The sequence below is a fragment of the Amycolatopsis thermoflava N1165 genome (assembly GCF_000473265.1).
Classification (GTDB): domain Bacteria; phylum Actinomycetota; class Actinomycetes; order Mycobacteriales; family Pseudonocardiaceae; genus Amycolatopsis_E; species Amycolatopsis_E thermoflava.
This window is the reverse complement of record NZ_KI421511.1, coordinates 6,429,753-6,455,092: the sequence shown is the minus strand read 5'-3', so window position 1 is coordinate 6,455,092 and position 25,340 is coordinate 6,429,753. Positions and strand designations below refer to the sequence as shown.

Here is a 25,340-nt window from a genome sequence, read left to right as displayed (position 1 = left end):
GTCAGCGGCGGCTGTCGATCTTCAGATCCCCCGTGGTGACCTTCCGGATGTGGTCGCTGGCGAGCATGGCGTGCGGGTAGCCGGGGTCGATCGCGCTGACCTCGTCGAGCCGGACCAGCTGGGCTGGGGTGAAGGCGACCGCCAGTGCGCCGAGGTTGTCCTCCAGCTGGGCGGTGGTGCGAGCGCCGATGATCGGCGCCGTGACACCCGGGTTCCGCAGGGTCCAGGCGAGCGCGACCTGCGCGGGGGTGCACTCCAGCTCCGCGGCGACCTCCCGCACGACGTCGGCGATGGCGAGGTTGCGCTCGGTGACCAGGCCGAGATCGGCGTTGAAGCTCCTGCGGGTGCTCTCCGCGGGGCCGTCGTCGCGGCGGTACTTGCCGGTCAGCACCCCGCCCGCCAACGGCGAGTACGGGACCACGGCCAGGCCCAGCTCGCGTGCCATCGGGATCAGGTCGCGTTCCCCGGTGCGCTCCACCAGGCTGTACTCGATCTGCAGCGCGACGAGCGGCGACCAGCCACGCAGGTCGGCGATCGCCTGCATGCGGGACACCTGCCACGCCGGGACGTTGGAAGTCGCCACGTGCAGGACCTTGCCCTGCCGGACCAGATCGTCCATGCCGCGCAGGATCTCCTCCACCGGCGTCGTGTCGTCCCACACGTGCAGGTAGAGCAGGTCGAGGTAGTCCGTGTTCAGCCGTCGCAGACTGGTCTCCACCGACGTGAACATGCTCTTGCGGTGCGGGCCGCCGGAGTTCGGGTCGCCGGGCCTGCTGAGCGTCGTGTACTTCGTCGCCAGCACCAGGCTTTCCCGGTTGCCCCGGGTGAATTCCCCCAGCAGGCGCTCGGAGCTGCCGTCGGTGTAGGTGCCTGCGGTGTCGATGAAGTTGCCACCGCGCTCGACGTAGGTGTCGAACAACTTGCGCGCGTCGTCCGGCTCCGCGCCCCAGCCCCACTCCGTGCCGAAGGTCGCCGTGCCCAGCGCCAGCGGCGAGACCCGCAGGCCGGAGCGGCCCAGCAGGCGGTAGGTGTCGAGGGTGAGCGGCATCGTGTCCTCCAGTGCTCGTGATCCGTTGCCGTGGACGAGTCTGTGGGCACGGCGAGCCGGGGGTAAGGGAACCGGTTTCCTGGGAACACCGGTCCCACCCCGGCTGTTGGACGGTCCGTGATCACTCGCGCCGTGGACCCCGCGCAGGAGCTGGCCACGTTCCTGCGCAGCCGCCGCGAGCGGCTGGAGCCACACGATGTCGGCCTGCCGTCGGGGCGGCGGGCGCGGCGGACCCCGGGCTTGCGCCGGGAAGAGGTCGCCGAGCTGGCGGGGATCAGCGTCGACTACGTCGTGCGGCTGGAGCAGGCCCGTGGGCTGCGACCATCGGCGGAGGTCGTGGACGCGCTGGCCCAGGCCCTGCGCCTGGCCCCCGACGAGCGCACCTACCTGTTCGACCTGACCCGGCAGCGCCCCCGCGACGCCGGCGAACCCGCCACCGCCGCCGCGCCGCAGCTGGCCCGGCTGGTCGAGGACCTCGCCCCGCTGCCCGCGATGCTGATGAACCACCGCTACGACATCCTCGCCTGGAACGGCGAGATGGCGAAGCTCCTCCTCGATTTCGACACCCTCCCGCCGTCTCAGCGCAACGCGATGTGGTTGTGCCTGCTGCACCCGAAGACGCGTGAGCTCTACGTCGACCGCGAACGCGTTGTGCGGGAAGGGATCGCCCACCTGCGCGCGGCCTGGGCGGCGCATCCGGACGACCAGGCGCTGACGGACCTGATCACCGAATGCGCCAGGCGGGACGCGGACTTCGCGCGGTGGTGGGCGGAACGGGACGTCAAGGTCGACGGCCGCGGCCACAAGGTGGTGCGGCATCCCGAAGCCGGGAACATCGCCCTGCAGTTCGAAACGCTCACGCCACTTCGCGACGCCGAACAACTGCTGGTGATCTACCGTCCCGCGGACGACGAGAGCCGGTCGGCGCTGGAGCGCTTGAGCCGCTTGTGACGCGCGCCTACCGCCCCAGCACGGCCGACAGGAACGCCTCCACCGCGCCGCGGTAGATGTCGGGTTGCGAGTCGTGCACGACGTGACCCGCGCCGGGGACCACCAGGTGCCGCCCGGATTGCGCACGGCGCGCCATTTCCGCCTGCTGGCCGGGCGGCATGAGGGTGTGCTCGGCCTCCACGACGAGCATCGGGCACTGCACGGCCTCCACCGAGGACCAGTACTCGCGCCTGCCCCACTCGGCGGCGATCTCGTACAGGTCGTCGAGCGAGGCGATCAGGTGGTAGCCGTCCGCGCGCTCCTCCACGCATTCGGTGAAGTAGTCGCCCGTCTCGCCGAAGAACTCGCGCACGTGCGCGAGCGACTGGAACGGCACCGGCCACGACTCGAAGTACCCGCGCCACGTCTCCACCGTCTTGCCGCGCTGGTCCGGCGCCATGTCCTCGACCACGACGGCGTGCACGAGCTCCGGCTCGGCGGCCGCGAGCGACCACGCGTGCAGGCCGCCCATCGAATGCCCGATCACCACGACCGGTTCGCCCAGCGACCGCACCACTTCGGCGGCGTCGGCGACGAACTGTTCCGTCGTCCACGGCCCGCCCCGCGGCCCGCGCCCGTGCCCGCGGGCGTCGAGGCCCACGACGTGCCCGTACCGGCGCAGCCACTGGGCCACCCGCCACCACGTGCGCGCCCGGCCCATCAGCCCGTGCAGCAACACGATCGGACGGCCGTCGCCGCCGAAGTCCACGACGCTCACGGCGCCCATTGAATCAGCTGCCCAGCAGCGACCGGGTGAGCGAGTTCCGCGATTCCTGCATGCCCCGCAGCGCGGTCGTGAGCGCCTTGTCGCCGACCCGGATCCGCTCGCCGTCCGCGCCGTCGCGCATCTCGTGCAGCACCGCCCGGCGCAGCAGCTCCTTGACGTAGGACGCGGTGACGCCCTTTGTCTCGGCGATCACCGGCTCGAGGTCCGCCGCCAGTTCCACCTCGCGCGCGTACAGCTCGAACAGCTTGCGCCGCCCCTCGGCGTCCGGCCGCGGGATCTCCACGGCGAGGTCGACCCGGCCCGGCCGGTCGCGCAGCGCGGCCTCCAGCGCCTCCGGCCGGTTGGTGGTCAGCACGAACGTGACGTCCGCGTCCGCGCCGATCCCGTCCATGGCGTCGAGCAGGGTGAACAGCAACGAGCCGCCCGCGCCGGGCATGGTGCGGTCCTCGGCGACCAGGTCGACGTCCTCGACCACCAGGATCGACGGCTGCAACCGCCGGGCCAGCTCGGCGGCCTTGCTGATGAACCGCATCGCCGCGCCGGTCAGGATGATCACCGTGCTGCCGGACAGGCGGCTCAGCAGGTACCGCACGGTGTGGGTCTTGCCGGTGCCCGGCGGACCGTGCAGCAGCAGGCCCCGCTTGAGGTGCTGGCCCGCGGCGCGCAGCCGGTCGGCGTGCTCGGCGATGCCGACGATGTGGTCCTCGATCGCGGGCAACACCCCCTCGGGCAGCACCACCTGCTCGGCGGTCAGTGCCGGCCGCGGCAGGAACGTCAGCAGCTCGTTGCCCCGGTACTCGCTGCTGCCGAAGGCGAGCACCTGGCCGCGCAGCACGTCGCGCTCGCGGGCGAGCTGCTCGATGCGGTCGCGTGCCGCGCCTGCCGCCGCGCGGTCGCCTGCCAGCACCTCGACCTTGGACAGCGCGGACGGCCCGTGCTGCGGGTTCGGCCCGCGCAGCGCGACCACCACCGGCCCGCCGTCCGGCGCCGTCGTCAGCACCAGCCCGAACTGCACGACCTCCTCGGTCGCCTCCGGTCCGATCGCGACGGTCGCCATGTCGACCGCGCCCAGTTCGAAGGCGCCGTGCCGCCGCGCGGACGACAGCATTCCGGTCAGTTCCTCGTGCCCCCGGTTCGCGCCGGTGACACCGAACCACTCCGGCTCGCCGCCGCGTTCGGCGAGGTAGGCCTCGACGCCCCGGTGCACGTTGGCGTGCTCCCACGGCGGGAAGTCCTGGCCCACCAGCACGATCTGCCGGAACCCGACGCCGAGGTGCCCGGTGATCCGGCCGATGAGCTCCTCGGCCGGGTTGTCCTCGTCGACCACCAGCGCGGCCGTCTGGACGAGTTTCCGCAGGTCCCCGGCGAGCCCCCGGGCCAGCTTGCGATCTTCACCTGTGATCCCCATTACGTCCCAGCATAGCGATGCGGGCTGGGTAGGCTGAGGTCATGGCAGTCGTGAAGATCAATGCGATCGAGGTTCCCGAGGGCGCGGGCCCCGAATTGGAGAAGCGGTTCGCGAACCGGGCCCACTCGGTGGACGGGCAGCCCGGCTTCCTCGGCTTCGAGCTGCTGCGCCCGGTCGCCGGCGACAACCGCTACTTCGTCTACACGAAGTGGGAGTCCGAGGAGGCGTACCAGGCGTGGGCGAGCGGCCCGGCCAAGGAGGCGCACGCGGGCCAGAGCTCGCGGCCGGTGGCCAGCGGGGCGAACCTGCTGGAGTTCGAGGTCGTTCCGCTCGACTGATGACCGACGACGGCCTGTCCGAGGCCGCCGAGATGCTCACCGGCGCCTCCGCGCTCCTCGTGTGCGCGGGCGCCGGCATGGGCGTCGACTCCGGGCTGCCGGACTTCCGCGGGAACGAGGGGTTCTGGCGGGCCTATCCGCCGTACGCGCGGCTCGGGCTGAGCTTCGCCGAGATCGCCGACCCCCGCCACTTCGCCGAGGATCCCGAGCTGGCGTGGGGTTTCTACGGCCACCGGCTGGCGATGTACCGGCGCACCGAGCCGCACGCCGGGTTCGGTCTGCTGCTGCGGCACGGCCGCAGCCTGCCCGGCGGTGTCGGCGTGTTCACGTCCAATGTGGACGGCCAGTTCCAGCGCGCCGGGTTCGAGCTGGTCGCCGAGGCGCACGGGTCGATCCACCACCTGCAGTGCGCGGTGCCGTGCGGCCCGGACATCTGGCCCGCGGACTTCTCCCTCGGCATCGACGAATCGACGATGCGCGCCCGCCCGCCGCTGCCGTCCTGTCCGAACTGCGGCGGCCTGGCCAGGCCGAACATCATGATGTTCGGCGACTTCGACTGGCTGCCGTCCCGCACCGACGCCCAGACGCGCGCGCTCGGTGAGTGGCGGCGCGCGAACCGGAACGCCGTCGTGGTCGAGATCGGCGCCGGACGCGCGGTGCCGACCGTGCGCCGGTACGCCGAGCTGGCCTCCGCCGCGACCGGCGCGCTGATCCGTATCAACCCGCGGGAGCCGGAGGTCCGGCACGGCCGCGGCGTCTCCATCCCCCGTGCCGCGCTGCCTGCGCTGACCGCGTTGCTCGGCGGCTGACAGCTTCCGGTCAGCGACCGGTAAGCGGCGCCCGGCAGCGTGGCGGCATGAACAACACCAAGGTCCTCATCTCCGGCGCCGGCATCGCCGGCCCCGCTCTCGCCCACTGGCTCACCCGCTACGGCTTCAGCGTCACCGTGGTGGAGCGGGCGCCCGGCCCACGACCCGGCGGGCAGGCGGTCGACGTCCGCGGCCCGGCGCTGGACGTCGCCGAGCGCATGGGCATCCTCGACCAGCTGCGCGCGCACAGCACCGGCATGCGCGGGATGTCGGTCGTGGACGCCACCGGCGCCGAGGTCTACCGCACCACCGACCGCACGGTCAGCGGCGGCGAGCTGGACAACCCGGACGTCGAGATCCTGCGGGACGACCTCGCCCGGATCATCACCGAATCCGTCGGCGGCGACGTCGAGTACCTGTTCGGCGACTCGATCGCGAAGCTGGACCAGGACGACGACGAGGTCCGCGTCGTGTTCGAGTCCGGGCGGGCACGCACCTTCGACCTGGTGGTCGGCGCGGACGGGCTGCACTCGAACACCCGCCGCCTGGTCTTCGGCCCCACCGAGCGGTTCATCCGGCACCTCGGCGTGCACATGGCCGTGTGCACGGTCCCGAACTTCCTGGGACTGGACAACTGGCAGGTCATGCACCAGATGCCGGACGGCGACATGCGCGGCGCGATGGTGATGAGCGCGCGGGACAACACCGAAGCTCGCGCCTACCTGATGTTCGGCTCGGCGGAGCCGGTGGACTACGACCACCGCGACGTCGAAGGCCAGAAGGAGATCGTGGCCCGCGCGCTGACCGGTGACAGCTGGGAGATGCCGCGGCTGCTGGAGCACGCCCGAGCGGCCGCGGACTTCCACTTCGACTCCGCGGCCCAGATCCTCCTGGACTCGTGGTCGCGGGGCCGGGTCGTGCTGCTCGGCGACGCCGGGTACTGCGGTTCGCCGATGTCCGGGCAGGGCACGAGCCTGGCGATGATCGGGGCGTACGTGCTGGCCGGCGAACTGGCCGCGGCCGGCGGCGACCACCGGGCGGCGTTCGCGGCGTACGAGAAGGAACTGCGGGACTACGCCCGCGCGAACCAGGAGATGGCGGTCGCGAACCTGCGCGAACGCCGGGCCCAGGCCGGTCAGGCGGCGGACGCGAGCGCGGCGGCCGAGGTCCTGGTCGAAACGGGTGTGGCGGAGTTCGCGCAGGTCGTGGCTTCCTATCCGGTCAAGGACTACTGACCAGCGCCACTCGATCCGGTGAACACGAGGGTTCCACGCGTCCCGTCGGAGCCGTCTTTCCCTCTAACCAGACGGCTGCGGATGCACGGGCGCCACCGTGCTCCTCGCAGTCGTCCGGCATACCGGATCCGGCCGTCACGCCCCCCGAGCGGCCGGATCCGGTACGCGCACTACTGCTTCAGCACCCGCTCGGTCAGGTCACGGGCGGCCGCCACCAGTTCGTCGGTGAGCGCCCCGGTCAGGTCCTCCGACGGCGTGCAGTCCGGGCCGATCACCAGTCCCGTTTCCAGCGACGGGTCGGTGGCCGCGAACACGACGGACCGCGCCGCCTCCGACGCCGGTCGCTGGACGCCCTCCAGGATCTGCTCCCACATGGGGCGCAGCGCCGGCGGCAGGATCTCGGGCGTCATCTCGGCCGCGTTGGGGGTCGCCGCCGCGCCCGGGTCCGCCGCGAACACCGCGATCCCGCTGCCCCGCAGCCGCTGCGCCAGTTCCCGGTTGTACGCCAGGTGCGCGAGCTTCGCGCGTCCGGACACCGCCATGCCGTAGTACTCGCCGGGTTCGACCTCGGCGTACGACGGCGTGCCCAGCGTCAGGGCGGCCTGGATGGACGACGACGTGACGTCGACGATCCGGCTCGGACGGCCGGCCCGCAGCGAGTCCAGCAGCGCTTCGGTCAGCACCAGCGGCGAGAGGTGGTTCACCGCGAAGCTCGCCTCGATGCCCTCGGCCGTCTCCCAGCGCTGCGACCACATGCCGCCCACGTTGTTCACCAGCAGCTGCCACGGACCCTCCGCGGCGAGCCGCTCGCCGAGCGCACGCACCTCCGCCAGCACCGAGAGGTCGGCCTGGACGAACCGGCCGCCGATGGTCCGCGCCGCCGCCACGCCGCGTTCCGGGTCGCGCCCGACGATCACCACGTCGTGGTCCAGCCGGGCCAGTTGCCGGGCCACCTCGAAGCCGAGTCCCCCGGTGCCCGCGGTCACGATTGCCTTCTGTGTCATGCCGTTCAGCTCAGCGCAGTGGCGGGAAACCGTCCAAAGCCGCGCGGACATGGGCCCATGCCCACCCGGCATGGCAGCCTGTCGGAGTGGATCTGAAGCACCTGCGGTATTTCCTGGCGGTCGCCACGGAGGGCACGTTCACCGCGGCCGCGCAACGGCTCGGCATGACGCAGCCGGCGTTGTCGCGGGCGATCCGGGCGCTCGAGGACGGGGTCGGGACGGCGTTGTTCGCCCGCGGGCACCAGGGCGCGGAGCTCACCGCGGCGGGGCGGATGCTCGCCGAGGACGCCCGCGGCATCGACGAGCACGCGCGGGCGGCGCTCGCCAGGGTGGCGCGGTTCGGGCAGGAGGGGCCGCAGCTGCGGGTGACCGCGCGCGCCTGCGACGTCGCCACGCTCCAGGGTCTGGTCGATTCCTACAACGAGCAACCCGAACCGCGGGCCGTCGCGACCGTGGCCGACTGGCAGGTCCAGGCGGACGAGCTGCGCACGGGCGCGGCCGACGTTGGTCTGCTGCGCGTCCCGTTCGAGAGCCGGGGCCTGGACAGCGATCCGGTGCGGATCGACGAACGGGTCGCCCTGCTGCCGCAGTCGCACCCGCTGGCCTGCCGGGAGTCGATCGAGCGGGCCGAGCTGGACGGCGAGACGTTCCCGCGGTGGGTCGACATGTCGGCCACCGAGACGGCGTACTGGACCGGCACCGACCGGATCCCCTACGACTGGCAGCCAGGCCCGCTGGTGCGCAGCGGCGCGGAGTACGCGAGCGCGGTCCGGCTCGGCCAGGCGGTCGGTTTCGTGCCCAGGACGCTGCTGCCGGAGCTGCCGCTCACCGGGATCGCCGTGGTGCCGGTGCACGGCCTGTCACCCAGCGAGCTGCACGTCGTGTGGGCCGCGACCGCCACGTCCCCGGACGTCGCGCGGTTCGTCCGGCACGCGCAGCTCACGGGAGCGTGATCGCGGCGAACACGGCCTTGTGGTCGGAGTTCGGCATCGGGAACACGCGGTAGGCGGTCACCGCGGCGCGCTGGTCGACCAGGACGTGGTCGATCGCGACCGGGGGCGGCAGCAGTTTCGACGGCCAGGTCGACGTGAAGCCCTCGCCCGTCGCGTCGCCGGCGTCGGTGTAGCCGGTCGCGATCAGATCGCGCAGCGTGCCGTGGTCGAGGGTGGCGTTGAAGTCGCCGGCCAGGATGCGCACCGGGCCGTCCGGATCGGGGTGCGGCAGCCCCGCGATCTCCGACTTCCACGCCCCGGCGTCGGCGACCGGCGCCGTCGGGTGCGCCGCCACGACCTCGACGGACACGCCGCCGCCGAGGTCCAGTCGCGCGCTCGGCTGGGCGAACTCGGACGGTCCGGCCAGTGACAGCTGCGTGACCGGGTAGCGCGACACCAGCCCCGATCCGGCGCCACGCCGGGCCGGTTCCAGCACCCGGTGCGGCAGCAGCTCGAACAGCCCGGCCGCCTCCAGCGCGGACACCGCCTGCGGCGTCAGCTCCAGCAGGTTCAGCACGTCGACCTGGTTCTCCCGCACCAGCCGCACGATGGTCTGCGGATCGGCCTCGCCGTAGTACATGTTCGACGACATCACGTGCAGCGTCCGCCCGTGCACCTGCGGCTGCGCCGCGGAGAAGGCGCGCGGCACCACCACCCCGCCCAGCACGAGGGCGAGCACCAGCACGGTCCCGCCGATCCACCAGTGCCGGAGCGCGAGGGTGAGCGCCGCCAGCAGCAGGCCGCAGACGATCCAGTACGGCGTCAGCGCGATCAGCGACGCGGTCAGCCGCCCGCCGTCGACGCCGAACAGGCGCATCGCCGCGAACACCACGAAGACCGCGGCGAGGACGGCGAAGAAGACCACCCGCCCAGTCTTCCTGTCACGTCTGGGCGGCGGCTGACAGTCGCCTGTGCGCGCGCTGTCAGGTTCCCCCGGAAGAGTCGGTTCCGACACAGGAGGAGGATTTCATGACCTTGGCGATCCAGGCTGAGGGCCTGGTGAAACGGTTCGGCGGCACCACCGCGCTGAACGGGGTCGACCTGGAGGTGCCGACCGGCAAGGTGGTCGGCGTGCTCGGCCCGAACGGCGCCGGGAAGACCACCACGGTGCGGATCCTGGCGACGCTGCTGCGGCCGGACGCCGGCCACGCGACGGTCGGGGGCTACGACGTCGTGCGCGACGCGGTCCGGGTGCGCGGCCTGATCGGGCTGACCGGCCAGTACGCGTCGGTCGACGAGGACCTGTCCGGCACCGAGAACCTGGTGCTGCTGGGCCGCCTGCTCGGGCTGAGCCGGGCCGACGCGCGGGCGCGCGCGGCGGAGTTGCTGGAGCAGTTCGAGCTGTCCGACGCCGCCGGGCGCGCCGCGAAGACGTACTCGGGCGGCATGCGGCGCCGGCTCGACCTGGCCGCGAGCCTGGTCGGCCGCCCCAAGCTGCTCTACCTCGACGAGCCGACCACCGGGCTGGACCCGCACGCGCGCAACGAGGTGTGGCAGGTGGTGCGGCGCCTCGTCGACGACGGCGCGACCGTGCTGCTGACCACGCAGTACCTCGACGAGGCCGACCAGCTCGCCGACACCATCACAGTGATCGACCACGGGCGGGTCGTCGCGGAGGGCCGCCCGGACGAGCTGAAACGCCGGGTGGGCGGGCAGACCGTGCAGGTCCGGCCCACCGCGCGAGCCGATTTCGAAGCGGTGGCGCGGATCCTGACCGACCTGACCGGCATCGAACCCGCCCGCGACACCGATGTCGGCCTGCTGACGGCGCCGGTCGGCGATCCGGTCCTGATGTCCACTTTGGTCCGGAAGCTGGACGAGGCCGGCATCACCGCCGACGAGCTGGCGCTGCGCCTGCCCAGCCTCGACGAGGTCTTCCTGGCGCTGACCGGGAAGCCGGCCGAGGAAACCACACGGGAAGGGAGCCTGGTGTGACCGTGCTCGAACTGCCCCGGCGCATCAGCCCGGGCAAGGCCCTGCAGGACGGGTTCACCCTGGCCTGGCGCGGCGTGCTGAAGATCCGCAAGAACCCGGAGCAGCTGGCCGACGTCACGCTGCAGCCGATCCTGTTCCTGCTCATGTTCGGGTACCTGTTCGGTGGCGCGATCGCCGGCAGCACGAGCGCCTACCTCCAGGTGCTGGTGCCCGGGCTGATGGTGCAGAACACGGTGTTCGCGAGCATGGCCACCGGCACCTCCCTCAACACCGACGTCACGAAGGGCGTGTTCGACCGGTTCCGCAGCATGCCGATCGCCCGGTCCGCGCCGCTGATCGGCGCCGTGGTGTCGGACGTCGTGCGATACGCGGTGGCGCTCGCGGTGCTGCTGGTCGCGGGCACGGTCATGGGCTACCGGCTGCACACCGATCCGGGTTCGCTGGTGGTCGGCGTCGCGCTGATGCTGCTGGCCGGGCTGTGCTTCTGCTGGATCGCGGTGTTCGTCGGGATGCTCATGCGCAGCCCGGGCGCGGTCCAGGGCGTGATGGTGGCGGTCATGATGCCGATCACCTTCGGCAGCAACGTGTTCGTCCCGTCCGACACGATGCCCGGCTGGCTCCGCGCGTGGTCGGACATCAGCCCGGTGAGCCTGCTGACCGAGGCCATGCGGGGCCTGCTGAACGGCGGCCCGGTCGCCGGGCCGCTGCTGGGCGCGCTCGCCTGGATGGCGGGGATCGTCGCGGTGTTCTTCCCGCTGGCGATGCGCGCCTACCGGCGCCGGGTGGCGTGACGCGCCGGGTCTCCGCCGCACGCTGGGGGTCGGCGGAGACCCGGTTCACCTGATCCGACCGGCGACCGCGGCCTTGACCGCGGCGATCGCCCGCGGGCTGCCGAGCCGCGCGCCCCGCTGGTAGGCCGCCTCGTAGGCGTCCGCCCCGAGGGCCTCCCGGAGGGCGGCGACCACCGCGCGCAGCTCCGGGTCGCCGGAGTCGAAGACGCCGCGGATGGCCGCGCTCAAGCCGAGTGCCCAGGCGGCCTGCTCGGCGTCGCCCTCCGCGTGGAACGCGCGGGCGACCACGGTGGCCGCCTTCGCCACGTCCGGCAGGTCCCGGCGTTGGCTCGACGAGCGCAGCGGCGCCTCCAGCAACGCCCAGGCCTCCGCGGGCCGCCCCTCGGCGACGAGCAGCGACGCGCCGGCGACCGCGACCAGCTCCCCCGCCATGTCCACCGGGAACGGGATCCGCGACGCGTTCGCCGCCAGCCACGCGTGCTCGGCACGCGCCACCTCCAGCTCACCGCAGCGCCGGGCCACGTCGAACTTCCGCAGCGCCACCGTCGCCCTGCGGTCGATCTTGTCCCCCACCAGCCGCTCGGCCTCGGCGAAATCCCGCCAAGCCGCGTCCGCGTCCCCGGCCCGGAACCGCTCCTCGGCCAGCCGGGACAGCTGCTGCACCAGGTCGTCCGCGGCGGACAGCTCGCGGGCGATCCGCACGCCCTCCTCGAACCCGGCGATCGCCGCGGCGTGCTCACCACGCAGGGACTGCGCCTCCGCCTGCATCGCGACCGTCATCGCGGTGCCCCACCGGTCCCCGCACTCGCGGAAACCCGCCACCGCCCGGTCCCTGGCGCGCCCGCTGCGGTCCAGGTCGCCGTCCTGGTCGGCCATGAACCCCTCGGCCCAGCTCGCGCACGAGATCCCCCAGCGGTCCGAGCCGCGCAGCACGCGGCGCACCTCCTGCTCGGCGAGATCCCGGCGCCCGCCGAGGAAGCAGCTCATCGGCAGGGCGAGCGCCAGCATCGGGTACCGCTCGACCGCGCCGCTGCGCACGCACTCGGCGGTCAGCTCGGGGAGGTCGTCCCGCTGCACCATCGGCAGGCTCGTCATGAGCGCGTGCATGACACTGAGGCACGCGCGGGCGTGGTCCGGCAGGCCGTCGTGGCGCAGCACCTCGTCCAGCAGTGGCGCCGGTTCGGCGTTGAACCCGCGGATCACCCAGTACCAGAGGGTCGCGACGACCAGCCGCGCCGCCGTGCCCGCGTCCTGGCCGTCGAGGGCGCGCCGCACCGCCGCCATGATGTTGTCGTGCTCCGCGCCGAACACCTCGATCGCGCGGACCTGCTCGTGCCCGCGCAGTTTCGGCTCGTGCTCCTCGGCCAGCCCGGCGAAGAACCCGGTGAACCGCCGCACCACGTCGTCCCGCTCGCCGGACTCGTCGAGCCGTTCGGCGCCGTAGGCGCGGATGGTCTCCAGCATCCGGTACCGCGGCTCCCCTCCGGTCGACACCGCGTCCACAATGGACTTCTCGACGAGGGAGCCGAGCACGTAGAGCACGTCCTCGGCGGGCAGCAGCTCGTCGGCGCACACGGCCTCCGCCGAGGAAACCGTGGCGCCGCCGGTGAACACCGACAGCCGGCGGGCCAGTATCCGTTCCGGCTTCTCCAGCAGGTCCCAGCTCCACTCGACGACGGCCCGCAGCGTGCGCTGCCGCGGCACGGCGGTGCGGCTGCCGGAGTTCAGCAGCCGGAAGCGGTCGTCCAGCCGTCGCGCGATCTGGTCCGCCGTCATCGACCGCAGCCGCGCGGCAGCCAGCTCCAGCGCGAGCGGCATCCCGTCCAGGCTCCGGCAGATCTCCGTCACGGCGTCCGAAGTGGACTCATCGAGGACGAAGCCCGGCCGCACCGCGACCGCCCGTTCGGTGAACAACCGCACCGCCTCGGCGACCTCCAGCGGACCCACCTGGCACAGCGCCTCTCCGGTGATCGCCAGCGGTTCCCGGCTGGTGGCCAGCACCCGCAGCCCCGGCACCCGCGCGAGCAGCTGGAAAGCCACGTCGGCCGCGGTGTCCACGACGTGCTCGCAGTTGTCCAGCACCAGCAACGCGTCGCCGCCGTCGAGCAACGCCACGATCTGCGCCATCGCGTCCACCGGCGCCTTCGGCGCGCTGGTGACGCGGAAGTCCAATGGCCCCAGCGCGCCGAGGACCGCGCCGGTCACGTCGTCGGCGTCCCGCACACCCGCGAGCGGGACGAACCACGCGCGAGCCGGGTGGCGCTCCGCCGCTTCGGTCGCCAGCCGCGTCTTGCCCGCCCCGCCCGGCCCGACGAGCGTGACCAGCCGGGACGCCGACAGCGCCCGCGCGACCTGGTCGAGTTCCCGCTCGCGGCCGACGAAACTGGTCAGCCGCACCGGGAGCGCGGGCTCGGCACGCGGTGGCGCCACCTCCCCGCGCAGGACCGCGAGGTGGGCTTCGCGGAGTTCGCCGGACGGGTCGACGCCCAGCTCCTCGGCCAGTGTCGACCGGGTCCGCTCGAACACGGCGAGGGCGTCGGCCTGGCGGCCGCTCGCGGCGAGCGCCCGCATCCGCAGCGACGCGAGCCGTTCCCGCAGCGGGTGCGCTTCGCCGGCGGCGTCCAGGTCGGCGAGCACCTCGGCGTGGCGGCCGAGCGCCAGCTCGGCCTCGAAGCGGTCCTCCACCGCGGCGATCCGCAACTCGTCCAGCCGCGCGACCGGGGCCTGCGCGAACGGCGCGTCGGGCACGTCGGCCAGCGCGTCACCGCGCCACAACGCGAGCGCTTCGCCGAGGACCGCGGCGGCCTCGCGGTGCCGTCCGGCGGCGAGCTCGCGCCGGCCACGCGCGGCCAGCTCCTCGAACCGGTGGGCGTCCACGTCGGCGTCGAGCGTGTAGCCGCCGGAGCTGGAGGTGATCGTGCCCGCGCTGCCCAGAGCGCGGCGCAGCCGGGACACCAGGGACTGCAGGGCGTTCGCGCCGTCGGTGGGTGGTTCGGCGCCCCACAGGTCGTCGATCAGCGTGTCGGCGCTCACCGCGCGCCCGGGGTCGAGCGCCAGCCGGGCCAGGAGCATGCGCAGGCGCGCGCCGCCGATGTCGATCGGCGTGCCGTCGTCCGCCTGGGCCCGGACCGGGCCGAGCAGTGCCACCCGCACGGGTACCACTGTTCCAGATCAGGCGCCGGGCTTGAGGCTCTGCTCGAAGTAGTCGACCATGTCCTGCGGCGTCGGGCCGTCCGTGCCGAAGTCGATCCACACCAGCAGGCCGCAGATCTCGGCGTCGTCCGTGCCGAACAGCATGATCCCCATGCCGGTGGTCGTGCCTGCCAGGTAGTCGCCGCTCAGCCCGTCACCGCTCCAGCGGCCTTCGAGCGCGCTGTCCGAAGTGCCCAGCTGGGACTGGATGCCCGGTTTCAGCGCGTCGAACGACATGCCCTCGTAGTAGACGACGGAGCGGCCGCTGGTGGTCGAGTCGCTGGGCAGCGTGCAGGTGACCACGTTCTCGGCGCCCGCCTGCTGGATCGGCACGCCTGCCCCGCCGCGCTCGCAGGTCCCGACGTCCGGAACGGCGCCGGCGAGGCGGCGCAGGCAGGACGTGAAGCCGTCGGAGTCCGGCTCGCCGCCGGTCGAGCAGCCCGCGAAGACCTGCTGGGTGCTCGGCAGGGCCGCGTTCCCGGTGGTGCCCGCCGCGGCCGGGTCGCCGGACCCGCCGCGGGTGACGGCGAGGAGGGTGATCACCAGCGCGGCGACCAGCACACCGACGCCGGCGCCGATGAGCAGCGGTTTGCGCACGCCCTTGGGTTTGGGCGGCGGTGGCTGCCAGGCGACGGGCGGGGTGGCCGGCGCCATGGCCGGGACGGTGCGTCCGTCGATCGCGGGGATCGCGGGCGGGGTCGGCGGCGGGGCGGCCGGGACGTGGTGCAGTCCGAACGCGACCGCGGTCTCCGGCTGGTCCTGGGTGGTCGGCAGGACGCCGAGCTGCTCGGCGAGCAGTGCCGCGACCAGCGGCATGCGGCTCGGCCCGCCGACCAGGTACACGCCGGTGAGCTGCTGCGGGGTGCGCCCGGCGTCGCGGATGGTCGCGGCGAGCATCTCGGCGCTGCGCAGCAGGTTCGGCCGGACGAGCGCCTCCAGCTCGGCGCGGGTGACCAGGACGTCGTCGAACGGTTCCGGCATCGGCACTTCGGTGTGCGCGTGGCGGGACAGGGTTTCCTTGGCCTCGCGGACGTCCTGCAGGAGCGCGCGGCGGATGCGGCGGTCGGCGAGGCTCTGCGGGCGCAGCATCCGCTGCCACTGGGCCGGGTCGGTGTGGGAGACCTGGCGGCCGACGTGTTCGAGGAGGGCCTGGTCGATGTCGAGGCTGCCGAGGTCCGGCAGGCCGTTGTCGGCGAGCACGGTGAAGCCGCGTTCAGTGACGCCGACGACGGCGCAGTCGAACGTGCCCGCGCCGAGGTCGTAGACGGCGAGGGTGCTGCCGGGCGGCAGGGTGCGGCCGAGGGAGGCGTAGTGCGCGGCGGCGGCGACGGGTTCCGGGATGAGGACCGGGCTGGGGCCGAGACCGGCCTTGACCGCGGCCTGGCGGAGGAGCTGCTGGCGGGTGGCGCCCCAGCGGGCGGGGTGGGAGAGGCGGACGTGGTCGAGCGGCTGCCCGGCGAGCTGGCGGTGGGCCTCCTCCGCGACGCGGCGCAGGACGGCGGCGAGGGCGTCGGTCACCTCGACGACGGTGTCGCCGAGCAGGAGGGTCGCGTCGTCGATGCGCCGCTTGGGGTTGGGCTCGAACCGGGCCGGGTCCAGGCGCGCCCGGCGCTCCGCATCCTGCCCGACGACCAGGGTGCCGTCCTCGCCCGCGAAGACCGCGGAGGACATGGTGACCGACCCGTCGACCTCGATGACACGCGGCCCGCGGCCGAACGCGGACAGGACGGCCACCGTGCTCGACGTGCCCAAGTCGATCGCCAGGACGTTCATGTGCCTCCCCTCAGCGCAGCCCACTTTTTCACACCATCGGGGAGTCCCGGACGAGAAGTGCCCCCACCGGAGTCGCGACCGGCCACGCCGGTGTTTCGCCCCGTTTTCAGCAGATGCCCGGAAACGCGAAAGTGCCCCCAGGGAACCAGTCCCTGGGGGCACTCGCGTCTGGCGGCCTAGGAGATCAGCGCTCGCCCTCGGCGTCGTCCTCGTGGGTGCCCGCGCCGATGCTCACCGGCGGGGCGTCGGGGACGTCGGACGGCTTCGGCTCGCCGCGGAACACGAACCGCGCCTCTTCGTCGCGGTCCTCCGGGTTGCCGCTCCAGCCCTCGACGTCGACGATCACGATCTGACCCGGCTCGACCTCGCCGAACAGGATCTTCTCGGACAGCTGGTCCTCGATCTCCCGCTGGATGGTCCGGCGCAGCGGACGGGCGCCGAGCACCGGGTCGAAGCCGCGCTTGGCCAGCAGCGCCTTCGCCTTGTCGGTCAGCTCGAGAGCCATGTCCTTGGCCTTCAGCTGGGTCTCCACCCGCGTCACCATCAGGTCGACCATCTGGATGATCTGCTCCTGGGTGAGCTGGTGGAACACGATGATGTCGTCGATCCGGTTGAGGAACTCGGGCCGGAAGTGCTTCTTCATCTCCTCGTTGACCTTCTGCTTCATCTTCTCGTAACGCGATCCCTCGTCGTTACCGGAAGAGAAGCCCAGGCTGACGCTCTTGGAGATGTCCGATGTGCCCAGGTTCGAGGTGAAGATCAGCACCGTGTTCTTGAAGTCGACCGTGCGGCCCTGACCGTCGGTGAGCCGGCCGTCCTCCAGCACCTGCAGGAGGGTGTTGTAGATCTCCTGGTGGGCCTTCTCGATCTCGTCGAACAGGACCACGGAGAACGGCTTCCGGCGGACCTTCTCGGTCAGCTGGCCACCCTCCTCGTAGCCGACGTACCCCGGAGGGGCACCGAACAGCCGCGAGGCGGTGTAGCGGTCGTGGAACTCGCCCATGTCGATCTGGATGAGCGCGTCGTCCTCGCCGAACAGGAACTCCGCCAGCGCCTTGGACAGCTCGGTCTTACCGACACCGGACGGGCCGGCGAAGATGAACGAGCCGGACGGGCGCTTCGGGTCCTTCAGGCCGGCACGGGTGCGGCGGATCGCCTGGGAGACGGCCTTGACGGCGTCCTCCTGGCCGATGATCCGCTTGTGCAGCTCGTCCTCCATGCGGAGCAGACGCGTGGTCTCCTCCTCGGTGAGCTTGAACACCGGGATGCCGGTCCAGTTGGCCAGGACCTCGGCGATCTGCTCGTCGTCGACCTCGGCGACGACGTCCAGGTCACCGTCCTTCCACTGCTTCTCCCGCTCGGACTTCTGCGCGAGGAGGTTCTTCTCCTCGTCGCGCAGCCGGGCGGCGCGCTCGAAGTCCTGCGCGTCGATCGCGGACTCCTTGTCGCGGCGCACCTTGGCGATCTTCTCGTCGAACTCGCGCAGGTCCGGCGGAGCCGTCATGCGGCGGATGCGCATGCGGGCACCGGCCTCGTCGATCAGGTCGATCGCCTTGTCCGGCAGGAACCGGTCGTTGATGTACCTGTCGGCCAGGGTGGCCGCGGCGACCAGCGCGGAGTCGGTGATCGACACGCGGTGGTGCGCCTCGTAGCGGTCCCGCAGGCCCTTGAGGATCTCGATGGTGTGCTCGAGCGAGGGCTCGCCGACCTGGATCGGCTGGAAGCGGCGCTCCAGCGCGGCGTCCTTCTCGATGTACTTGCGGTACTCCTCGAGCGTGGTGGCGCCGATCGTCTGCAGCTCGCCGCGGGCCAGCATGGGCTTGAGGATCGATGCGGCGTCGATCGCGCCCTCGGCGGCGCCCGCGCCGACGAGCGTGTGCAGCTCGTCGATGAACAGGATGATGTCGCCGCGGGTCTTGATCTCCTTGAGCACCTTCTTCAGGCGCTCTTCGAAGTCACCGCGGTACCGGGAGCCGGCGACCAGGGAGCCCAGGTCCAGCGTGTAGAGCTGCTTGTCCTTCAGTGTCTCGGGCACCTCGCCCTTGACGATGTTCTGGGCCAGGCCCTCGACGACGGCGGTCTTGCCGACGCCGGGCTCGCCGATCAGCACCGGGTTGTTCTTGGTGCGGCGGGACAGCACCTGCATGACCCGCTCGATCTCCTTGCCGCGCCCGATGACCGGGTCCAGCTTGCCCTCACGCGCCGACTGGGTGAGGTTGCGGCCGAACTGGTCGAGCACCAGCGAGGAGGACGGGGTGCCCTCGCCGCGGCCGGCGCCGGCCTCGGCCGGCTCCTTGCCCTGGTAGCCGGAGAGCAGCTGCAGCACCTGCTGGCGCACCCGGTTCAGGTCCGCGCCCAGCTTGACGAGAACCTGCGCGGCGACGCCTTCGCCCTCGCGGATCAGGCCGAGCAGGATGTGCTCGGTGCCGATGTAGTTGTGGCCGAGCTGCAGCGCCTCGCGCAGCGACAGCTCGAGCACCTTCTTGGCGCGCGGGGTGAACGGGATGTGCCCGCTCGGGGCCTGCTGGCCCTGGCCGATGATCTCCTCGACCTGCTGCCGCACGCCTTCCAGCGCGATACCCAACGATTCGAGCGCCTTGGCGGCGACACCCTCACCCTCGTGGATCAGGCCCAGGAGGATGTGCTCGGTGCCGATGTAGTTGTGGTTGAGCATCCGGGCCTCTTCCTGGGCCAGGACGACCACCCGCCTCGCGCGGTCGGTGAACCTCTCGAACATTCCCACTCCCTCGACTGCTGCGCCGGCGGTGAGCACCCATCACTTCGCGATGGATTCAGCACCGTGAGTCCACTGTAGTAGCCATGCGGTCCCACCGGACTACCACTGGGGCGGATTAGGTCACAGCTGGTGTAGACGCCGGAAATCCCCGGCGATGAGTCTGCGCTGGTAGCTGACGTACATCTGCAACGCGGGACTTCTCCCGGCGATTCCGCAAGCCCCGGTTTGTCCGCTCACCGCGAACACCCCCGTGACGGGGACGGGACTGGCGCTCGCGCGCGGAACGAGTAAGGTAAGGCCAACCTAACCACTCGGATGGAGCAGGGAGGTCCGCCATCGAAACCGCGCTGGGCGCTCTCGGAGCGTCCGTCACGAGGGTGGCCGCCCTGCAGGACCGCATGGAAGTGCGCGCCGACCTGCCCGCGACGGGCGGCTGGCAGCGCTGCGGCGACCTGCTGGCCGACCCCGCGCGGTTCGACGTGTGGCGCAAGCTCCTCGGCGAGTGGCTGCGCGACGGCTTCGGCGAGGCACCCGAACGGACGACGGCCGGGTTCGTCATGTCGTGGTACCTGCACGTGCCGGCGTTCACCGGTGCGTTGCTGCTCCATCACGAACGGCGAGTACCCATGCTGCGGCCGGGTGAACTCGCCTTCCGCCTGTGCGCGGACCGCCCGCACCCCGAAGGTGTGGCCGTGCTGGGGGACGAGTTCTACTGCCTGCCCGGCGACCCCGACGCGGACCGCCCCGAGGCGACGGTGGTCGCCGACGAGCGGGCGCTGGCCGCGGCGCTGCGCGCTCGTTATACGGCGCACGCGGCGCAGTTCGTGCAGGCGTACGCGCCGCTGAGCCGGCTCGGCCGCCGGATGCTGTGGGCCGCGGCGACGGACGCGCTGGACAGCACGCTCTGGTGGGCGGGCCTGTACGCCGGCGACGAGGAGGCGGGCGTCGCCGACGCGCAGCTCGTGCTGGACGAGCACTACCCGCCGCTGACGGCGTCGACCCGGCTGCGCCAGACCGGCGACGGGTGGGCCCGGCGGCGGGAGAGCTGCTGCTTCTCGTACCTGCTGCCGGAGCAGCCGCTGTGCGAGGGCTGCCCGCGCACCTGCCGCCGGTGACTTTCACCACACCGGCTCCGCGTGGCTGATCGCAATCGGCTCACCGACCGGGACAGGATCAACCACGCCGCAGCCCGCGAGGGACGCCACCCCGAGCTCCGGGGCCCGGAAGGCAGGAGCCGGTGCCGCGTTCGCCCCAGGCGCGCCGCCCCGGTACCCCGGGCATCCGCCCGCTAGGCGCGCCACCCCGGATCACGGCCGGTCAGCGCCAGCAGCCGGTCCGCCACCGGCGCCTCCCCCACGCCCCGGCACCCCGCGAGGGACGCCACCCCGAAACTCCCGATCCAGAAGGCCGGCGCCGGGGCCACGTTCAGCCATCCCTAGGCGCGCCACCCCGGCCCCCGGCACCCCGGGCATCCGCCCGCTAGGCGCGCCACCCCGGATCACGGCCGGTCAGCGCCAGCAGCCGGTCCAGCACCGGCGCCTCGTCCGCGCACGGCACCGCAGGCCCGAACACCTTCATCTCCCGCGCCTGCTCCGCCGTCGCCTCGACCGAGCTGTGCAGCGCCGCCGCCACCTCGGGGTCGACGGTCAGCGGCCGGCCGGTCGCACGGGCCAGGTCCCAGCCGTGCACCACCCATTCGGTCAGCACCATTCCGGCGATCATCTCGGCCGGCATCTCCGCATCGCCGAACTTCGTGGTGCCGTCGAGCGCCCCCGGCCGCCCACAGGTATCCACAATTCCATCCACAAGCGTGCACAGCTCACCCAGCCAGTCACCCTGCGTGAGATCGATGTCCCGCTCGCCGCCGGTCGCCGCGGGCGCCGGTTCGCGGCGGAGTGCCGCCGCCATCCACGGGCCCCAATAGAGAAGGTGGTTGAGCAGGGCACGCACGTCGTATTCGGTGCACGGGGTCCGGTTGTCCAGTTGGGCTGGTTCGATGGTGCGGAGCAGCCCGGTGAACTCGCGGGCGGCCCGCTCCAGCATCGGTCGAAGGTCGGTCATGCCTCCATTCAGCCGAATGGTGGCGCCGCCGTCTTGAACAAAAGCGACAGCCGCTCACGAATGACCCGGCCGGACAGAACCGTGTTCAACCTGCCGGGCAATGAAAAAAGCCGCCGGGAATCCCCGGCGGCTCTTCCACGCCCCTCTTTACCCGAACTGCAGTCAGTTCTTCTTGTGGTAGGCCTCCACGACCTCCGACGGGATACGCCCGCGGTCGGAAACCTGGTAGCCGTTCTTGCGCGCCCAGGCCCGAATGGCCTGGTTCTGCTCGCGGTCCACCGACGCGGAACGACCCGCGACCTTGCCGGCGGGCTGACGGCCCGGAGTGCCCCGCTTGCGGCCACCGGCACGCCGCGCGTGCTCGACGTACTGGGCCAGCGCGTCACGGAGCTCCTCGGCGTTTTCCGCCGACAGGTCGATCTGGTACGAGATGCCGTCAAGTCCGAACTCGACGGTCTCGTCCGCCTCCGAGCCGTCGATGTCGTCGATGAGCGACACCAGCACCTTCTGTGCCATGTGTTTCCTCCTGTTTTCGGCCAGCCACGAATGATCGGGCAGGGGCAGGCGCCCTGACCAGAAGCCATTGACTAGGACATTAATACCCGGAATCAGGGCAGCACGCAAATCACGTTACCGATACCGTGACTAGTTCGTGCCTGCTATTCGGGGCGCACCAGCGGGAAGAGGATGGTCTCACGGATGCCGAGGCCGGTGAGGGCCATCAGGAGACGATCGATGCCCATTCCCACGCCACCACTCGGTGGCATTCCGTACTCGAGCGCGCGCAGGAAATCCTCGTCGAGGCGCATCGCTTCGCTATCCCCGGCCGCGGCCTGGCGGGCCTGGTCCAGCAATCTTTCCCGCTCGATCACCGGGTCGACCAGCTCGGAGTATCCGGTGGCCAACTCGAATCCGCGGACGTAGAGGTCCCACTTCTCGGCCACGCCGGGCTTGGTCCGGTGCTGCCGCGTCAGCGGCGAGGTCTCGATCGGAAAATCCCGTACGAAAGTCGGCTCGTGCAGGTGATCACCGACCAGGTGCTCCCACAGTTCCTCGACCAGCTTCCCGTGGCCGAGTTTCGGATCGACCTCCAGGCCACGCGCGGAGGCGAACCCGCGCAGCTTCTCCACCGACGTTTCCGGCGTCACTTCCTCGCCGAGCGCGTCGGACAACGAGTCGTACATGCTCAGCGACGTCCATTCGCCGGAGAGGTCGTACGACGAGCCGTCGGCGAGCGTGACCTCGAGGCCGCCGAAAACGGCCTGCGCCGCTTCCTGGATCAGCTCCCGCGTCATCACCGCGTTCGTGTCGTAGGTGGCGTAGGCCTCGTAGTACTCCAGCATCGCGAATTCCGGCGAATGCGAGGAGTCGCTGCCCTCGTTGCGGAAGTTGCGGTTGATCTCGAAGACCTTCTCGATCCCCCCGACCACGCACCGCTTGAGGAACAGCTCCGGCGCGATCCGCAGGTACAGATCGATGTCGAACGCGTTCGAATGGGTGACGAACGGCCGCGCCGAGGCGCCGCCGTGCAGGGTCTGCAGCATCGGCGTTTCCACCTCGGTGAAACCCCTGCGGTGGAACGAATCCCGCAACGAACGGACCACCGACGCGCGCGTGCGCACCACGTCGCGGGCCTGCGGGCGCAGGATCAGATCGACGTAGCGCTGGCGGACGCGGGTCTCCTCGGCCAGCTCCTTGTGCGCGACCGGCAGCGGGCGCAGCGCCTTCGCGGCCATCCGCCACTCGTCGGCCATGATGGACAGCTCGCCGCGCTTGGACGTGATGACCTCGCCGTGCACGTAGACGTGGTCGCCGAGGTCGACGTCCGCCTTCCAGGCGGCCAGCGCTTCCTCGCCGACGTTCGCGAGGCTGATCATCGCCTGCAGTTCGGTGCCGTCGCCTTCGCGCAGCGTCGCGAAGCACAGCTTGCCGCCGATGCGCGAGAACATGACGCGACCGGTCACGCCGACGACCTCGCCGGTGGCCGTGTCGGCGGGCAGGTCCGGGTGCGCCGCGCGCACCTGGGCGAGCGTGTGGGTGCGCGGCACTTCGACCGGGTACGGCTCCACGCCCTCCGCGAGCAGCCGATCGCGCTTGGCCCGACGGACCCGCATTTGTTCGGGCAGGTCGTCAGCGGGCACCGGGCGATCCGGGGAGGGGGAATCCGTCATGCCGATAGGGTACGAACCCCCGTGACTACTAGGCCAACCGGATTACCTGTATCGACCAGCACAAGCGCACCGATAGCATCGCGCGAGTGAGCGAAGCCACTTCATCCGCCGATCGCGAGCTGTGGAACCGGCGGTCCCGCTCATTCGGGGGGCACGCGGACGTCTACGACGAGCACCGTCCCGATTACCCGCTCGACGGTCTCCGCTGGGCGTTGCCGCCCGGTGTCGCGGAAGTGGTGGACCTGGCCGCGGGCACCGGCAAGCTCACCGGCGGCCTGCGTGCGCTCGGGCTGCGCGTCACGGCGGTCGAACCCGATCCGGGCATGCGCGCCGCGTTCACCCGGCGCCACCCCGGCATCGAAGTCCTGGACGGCACGGCGGAACGGATCCCGTTGCCCGACGCCGGCACCGACGCCGTGCTCGCCGGCCAGGCGTTCCACTGGTTCGACCCGGGCGCCGCGCTCACCGAAATCGCACGCGTGCTGCGCCCCGGCGGCGTGGTCGCGGGGCTGTGGAACGGCAACGACGATTCCGTCCCGTGGGTCGCCGAATTCGCCCGCGTGTCCGGTTTCGTGCAGCGCGGCCGGTCGGTCGCGACTCTGCCCGAACACCCCGCGTTCAGCGCGTTCGAGGAGAAGACGTTCCGGCACTCGCACCGCCGCACACCCGAAAGCCTGGTCGAAACGATCTCCACGCATTCCCATCTGCTCGTCGCGGACGATGCCGAGCGTGTGGAGACGCGGCGGCGGACGCTGGAATTCCTCCGCGCCAACCCGGCCACCGCGAACGGCGAATTCGACCTGCCGCTGCTGACGACGGTGCTGCGCGCCGTCCGCCGCTAACGCGTCTGGCGTTCGAAGGCCAGGCGCAGGCCCAGCAGCGTCAGGTCGGGCACGTGCTCGGTGATCGTCTCCGACTCGCCGATCACCAGCGGCGCCAGCCCGCCGGTCGCGAGCACGGTGACCGGCTCGTGCGTGCGCGCGGTCAGCTCGCGCACGATCCGCCGCACCAGGCCGTCGACCTGGCCCGCGAACCCGAATACGATGCCGGACTGCAGGCACTCCACGGTGTTCTTGCCGATCACCGACCGCGGCCGGACCAGCTCGACCTTGCGCAGCGCCGCCGCGCGCGAGGCCAGCGCGTCGACCGAGATCTCGATGCCCGGCGCGAACGCGCCGCCGAGGAACTCGCCCTTCGCGGAGATCACGTCCACGTTGGTCGAGGTCCCGAAGTCCACCACGACGCACGCCGTGCGGTACAGGTGGTGCGCGGCGAGCGTGTTGACCAGCCGGTCCGCGCCCACCTCACGCGGGTTGTCCACCAGCAGCGGCACGCCGGTGCGGACGCCGGGCTCGACGACGACCTTCGGCACCCGCGCGTAGTAGCGGCCGAGCATGACCCGCATCTCGCGCAGCACGGCGGGCACGGTGGACAACGCGCTGATCCCGGTGATCGCGTCGGCGTGCTCGCCGAGCAGGCCGCGCATGGTCAGCGCCAGCTCGTCGGCGGTCATCTGCGCGTCGGTCCGCATCCGCCAGTCCCCGACGAGCTTGGCCGCGTCCCCACTGCCCTCGTACAGGCCGAGCACGATGTTCGTGTTGCCGACGTCGATCGCCAGGAGCAAGGGAGTTCAGCCCTCGGCGTGCAGCAGCGCGTCGAGCCGTGCGGCGTCGACGGTTTCGGCGACCGGGAACGGGTTCTCCCGGTCCGGCGAGGCGATCGGGATGCTGCCGCTCACCAGGCCGGAGCCGTCGGGCGCGTGCCCGGGGTCGCTGCCCTCGTGCTTGATGCGGTTCTCGTCGTCGACGAACACGATCCGCGGCTGGTAGGTGGCCGCCTCGGCGTTGTCCATCTGACCGTAGGAGATCAGGATGACCAGGTCGCCCGGGTGCACGAGGTGCGCGGCGGCGCCGTTGATGCCGATGACGCCGCTGTCCCGCTCGCCCGGGATCACGTAGGTCTCCAGCCGCGCACCGTTCGTGACGTCCACAATGGCCACCAGCTCGCCCGGCAGCAGGTCGGCCGCCTCCATCAGCGTCTCGTCGATCGTGACCGACCCGACGTAGTGCAGGTTGGCCTGGGTGACCGTCGCGCGATGGATCTTCGACTTCAGCATCGTGCGGTACATG

General features: G+C 71.8%; 21 protein-coding genes and 1 pseudogene. 9 read left to right on the top strand and 13 right to left on the bottom strand.

From position 1 onward, the window contains the following. Position 1 precedes the first annotated feature (1 nt). Positions 2-1,048: an aldo/keto reductase gene (locus AMYTH_RS0131890; RefSeq protein ID WP_027933645.1), complete on the bottom strand. Its 1,047-nt coding sequence runs from the start codon at positions 1,046-1,048 to the stop codon at positions 2-4. Between the two features lie 117 nt (positions 1,049-1,165). Between AMYTH_RS0131890 and AMYTH_RS0131885 the strand changes: the two genes are divergently transcribed. Continuing rightward, positions 1,166-1,999 (top strand): helix-turn-helix transcriptional regulator, encoded by an 834-nt coding sequence (locus AMYTH_RS0131885; RefSeq protein WP_027933644.1) that lies wholly within the window; start codon positions 1,166-1,168, stop codon positions 1,997-1,999. Between the two features lie 7 nt (positions 2,000-2,006). Here AMYTH_RS0131885 and AMYTH_RS0131880 read toward each other — a convergent pair whose 3' ends face one another. Then, positions 2,007-2,765 (bottom strand): alpha/beta fold hydrolase, encoded by a 759-nt coding sequence (locus AMYTH_RS0131880; RefSeq protein WP_027933643.1) that lies wholly within the window; start codon positions 2,763-2,765, stop codon positions 2,007-2,009. 4 nt (positions 2,766-2,769) lie between these two features. Further along, complete coding sequence (locus AMYTH_RS0131875) at positions 2,770-4,173, bottom strand: AAA family ATPase (protein WP_027933642.1); 1,404 nt, start codon at positions 4,171-4,173, stop codon at positions 2,770-2,772. A gap of 41 nt (positions 4,174-4,214) precedes the next feature. On the opposite strand from AMYTH_RS0131875, the gene AMYTH_RS0131870 reads away from it, so the two are divergent. From AMYTH_RS0131870 to AMYTH_RS0131860, 3 genes and pseudogenes are all read left to right on the top strand, one after another. Next, positions 4,215-4,511, top strand: a complete 297-nt coding sequence (locus AMYTH_RS0131870; RefSeq protein ID WP_017985407.1) for an antibiotic biosynthesis monooxygenase family protein — start codon at positions 4,215-4,217, stop codon at positions 4,509-4,511. Beyond that, positions 4,511-5,320, top strand: a complete 810-nt coding sequence (locus AMYTH_RS0131865; RefSeq protein WP_027933641.1) for an SIR2 family NAD-dependent protein deacylase — start codon at positions 4,511-4,513, stop codon at positions 5,318-5,320. Before AMYTH_RS0131870 ends, AMYTH_RS0131865 begins: the two co-directional genes overlap by 1 nt. Positions 5,321-5,367: 47 nt before the next feature. Continuing rightward, a pseudogene (locus tag AMYTH_RS0131860) lies at positions 5,368-6,510 on the top strand (FAD-dependent monooxygenase); the annotation flags it as partial. Between the two features lie 215 nt (positions 6,511-6,725). On the opposite strand, the gene AMYTH_RS0131855 reads toward AMYTH_RS0131860, so the two are convergent. Continuing rightward, on the bottom strand, positions 6,726-7,559 hold the full coding sequence (locus AMYTH_RS0131855) for an SDR family NAD(P)-dependent oxidoreductase (RefSeq protein ID WP_027933639.1): 834 nt from the start codon (positions 7,557-7,559) through the stop codon (positions 6,726-6,728). 86 nt (positions 7,560-7,645) lie between these two features. Between AMYTH_RS0131855 and AMYTH_RS0131850 the strand changes: the two genes are divergently transcribed. Further along, complete coding sequence (locus tag AMYTH_RS0131850; protein WP_027933638.1) at positions 7,646-8,512, top strand: LysR family transcriptional regulator; 867 nt, start codon at positions 7,646-7,648, stop codon at positions 8,510-8,512. Here the strand turns inward: AMYTH_RS0131850 and AMYTH_RS0131845 are convergent. Then, the gene (locus AMYTH_RS0131845) at positions 8,499-9,416 is read right to left on the bottom strand and encodes an endonuclease/exonuclease/phosphatase family protein (protein ID WP_027933637.1); all 918 of its coding nucleotides are present in this window, start codon (positions 9,414-9,416) and stop codon (positions 8,499-8,501) included. The genes AMYTH_RS0131850 and AMYTH_RS0131845 overlap by 14 nt on opposite strands. Positions 9,417-9,520: 104 nt before the next feature. On the opposite strand from AMYTH_RS0131845, the gene AMYTH_RS0131840 reads away from it, so the two are divergent. Continuing rightward, the gene (locus AMYTH_RS0131840; RefSeq protein WP_027933636.1) at positions 9,521-10,486 is read left to right on the top strand and encodes a daunorubicin resistance protein DrrA family ABC transporter ATP-binding protein; all 966 of its coding nucleotides are present in this window, start codon (positions 9,521-9,523) and stop codon (positions 10,484-10,486) included. Then, positions 10,483-11,277: an ABC transporter permease gene (locus AMYTH_RS0131835; RefSeq protein WP_027933635.1), complete on the top strand. Its 795-nt coding sequence runs from the start codon at positions 10,483-10,485 to the stop codon at positions 11,275-11,277. The genes AMYTH_RS0131840 and AMYTH_RS0131835 overlap by 4 nt, the downstream gene beginning before the upstream one ends. A 45-nt stretch (positions 11,278-11,322) precedes the next feature. Here the strand turns inward: AMYTH_RS0131835 and AMYTH_RS0131830 are convergent, their stop codons facing one another. The 3 genes from AMYTH_RS0131830 to AMYTH_RS0131820 form a co-directional block, all read right to left on the bottom strand. Beyond that, positions 11,323-14,430 carry a BTAD domain-containing putative transcriptional regulator gene (locus AMYTH_RS0131830; protein WP_027933634.1) on the bottom strand — a complete coding sequence of 1,036 codons (3,108 nt, stop codon included), beginning with the start codon at positions 14,428-14,430 and terminating at the stop codon, positions 11,323-11,325. A gap of 18 nt (positions 14,431-14,448) precedes the next feature. Further along, positions 14,449-16,242, bottom strand: a complete 1,794-nt coding sequence (locus tag AMYTH_RS0131825; protein WP_027933633.1) for an Hsp70 family protein — start codon at positions 16,240-16,242, stop codon at positions 14,449-14,451. Positions 16,243-16,426: 184 nt separating this feature from the next. Then, a complete protein-coding gene (locus AMYTH_RS0131820; RefSeq protein ID WP_017985417.1) occupies positions 16,427-18,979 on the bottom strand; it encodes an ATP-dependent Clp protease ATP-binding subunit in 2,553 nt (850 codons plus the stop codon). 377 nt (positions 18,980-19,356) lie between these two features. Here AMYTH_RS0131820 and AMYTH_RS0131815 point away from each other — a divergent pair, with 377 nt between their 5' ends. Further along, a complete protein-coding gene (locus tag AMYTH_RS0131815) occupies positions 19,357-20,094 on the top strand; it encodes a (2Fe-2S)-binding protein (protein ID WP_037322830.1) in 738 nt (245 codons plus the stop codon). Between the two features lie 364 nt (positions 20,095-20,458). Here AMYTH_RS0131815 and AMYTH_RS0131805 read toward each other — a convergent pair whose 3' ends face one another. From AMYTH_RS0131805 to lysS, 3 genes are all read right to left on the bottom strand, one after another. Further along, a complete protein-coding gene (locus AMYTH_RS0131805) occupies positions 20,459-21,040 on the bottom strand; it encodes a TIGR03086 family metal-binding protein (RefSeq protein WP_027933631.1) in 582 nt (193 codons plus the stop codon). A gap of 162 nt (positions 21,041-21,202) precedes the next feature. Beyond that, a complete protein-coding gene (locus AMYTH_RS0131800) occupies positions 21,203-21,556 on the bottom strand; it encodes a histone-like nucleoid-structuring protein Lsr2 (RefSeq protein ID WP_020417087.1) in 354 nt (117 codons plus the stop codon). 143 nt (positions 21,557-21,699) lie between these two features. Further along, a complete protein-coding gene (lysS, locus tag AMYTH_RS0131795; protein ID WP_027933630.1) occupies positions 21,700-23,211 on the bottom strand; it encodes a lysine--tRNA ligase in 1,512 nt (503 codons plus the stop codon). An 86-nt stretch (positions 23,212-23,297) separates the two neighbouring features. On the opposite strand from lysS, the gene AMYTH_RS0131790 reads away from it, so the two are divergent. Next, a complete protein-coding gene (locus tag AMYTH_RS0131790) occupies positions 23,298-24,053 on the top strand; it encodes a class I SAM-dependent methyltransferase (RefSeq protein ID WP_027933629.1) in 756 nt (251 codons plus the stop codon). Here the strand turns inward: AMYTH_RS0131790 and AMYTH_RS0131785 are convergent. Further along, positions 24,050-24,835, bottom strand: a complete 786-nt coding sequence (locus AMYTH_RS0131785) for a type III pantothenate kinase (RefSeq protein ID WP_027933628.1) — start codon at positions 24,833-24,835, stop codon at positions 24,050-24,052. The two genes, AMYTH_RS0131790 and AMYTH_RS0131785, sit on opposite strands and share 4 nt — an antisense overlap. Positions 24,836-24,841: 6 nt before the next feature. After that, a complete protein-coding gene (gene panD, locus AMYTH_RS0131780; protein WP_027933627.1) occupies positions 24,842-25,339 on the bottom strand; it encodes an aspartate 1-decarboxylase in 498 nt (165 codons plus the stop codon). Position 25,340 lies beyond the last annotated feature (1 nt).

Excerpts from the sequence above, each read along its gene's own strand:
- AMYTH_RS0131865 (WP_027933641.1), top strand. The coding sequence starts at position 4,511 with ATGACCGACGACGGCCTGTCCGAGGCCGCCGAGATGCTCACCGGCGCC.
- AMYTH_RS0131870 (WP_017985407.1), top strand. The coding sequence starts at position 4,215 with ATGGCAGTCGTGAAGATCAATGCGATCGAGGTTCCCGAGGGCGCGGGC.
- panD (WP_027933627.1), bottom strand. The coding sequence starts at position 25,339 with ATGTACCGCACGATGCTGAAGTCGAAGATCCATCGCGCGACGGTCACC.
- AMYTH_RS0131825 (WP_027933633.1), bottom strand. The coding sequence starts at position 16,242 with ATGAACGTCCTGGCGATCGACTTGGGCACGTCGAGCACGGTGGCCGTC.
- AMYTH_RS0131805 (WP_027933631.1), bottom strand. The coding sequence starts at position 21,040 with ATGACCGACCTTCGACCGATGCTGGAGCGGGCCGCCCGCGAGTTCACC.
- AMYTH_RS0131840 (WP_027933636.1), top strand. The coding sequence starts at position 9,521 with ATGACCTTGGCGATCCAGGCTGAGGGCCTGGTGAAACGGTTCGGCGGC.
- AMYTH_RS0131855 (WP_027933639.1), bottom strand. The coding sequence starts at position 7,559 with ATGACACAGAAGGCAATCGTGACCGCGGGCACCGGGGGACTCGGCTTC.
- AMYTH_RS0131880 (WP_027933643.1), bottom strand. The coding sequence starts at position 2,765 with ATGGGCGCCGTGAGCGTCGTGGACTTCGGCGGCGACGGCCGTCCGATC.
- AMYTH_RS0131890 (WP_027933645.1), bottom strand. The coding sequence starts at position 1,048 with ATGCCGCTCACCCTCGACACCTACCGCCTGCTGGGCCGCTCCGGCCTG.
- AMYTH_RS0131800 (WP_020417087.1), bottom strand. The coding sequence starts at position 21,556 with ATGGCACAGAAGGTGCTGGTGTCGCTCATCGACGACATCGACGGCTCG.
- AMYTH_RS0131875 (WP_027933642.1), bottom strand. The coding sequence starts at position 4,173 with ATGGGGATCACAGGTGAAGATCGCAAGCTGGCCCGGGGGCTCGCCGGG.
- lysS (WP_027933630.1), bottom strand. The coding sequence starts at position 23,211 with ATGACGGATTCCCCCTCCCCGGATCGCCCGGTGCCCGCTGACGACCTG.
- AMYTH_RS0131820 (WP_017985417.1), bottom strand. The coding sequence starts at position 18,979 with ATGTTCGAGAGGTTCACCGACCGCGCGAGGCGGGTGGTCGTCCTGGCC.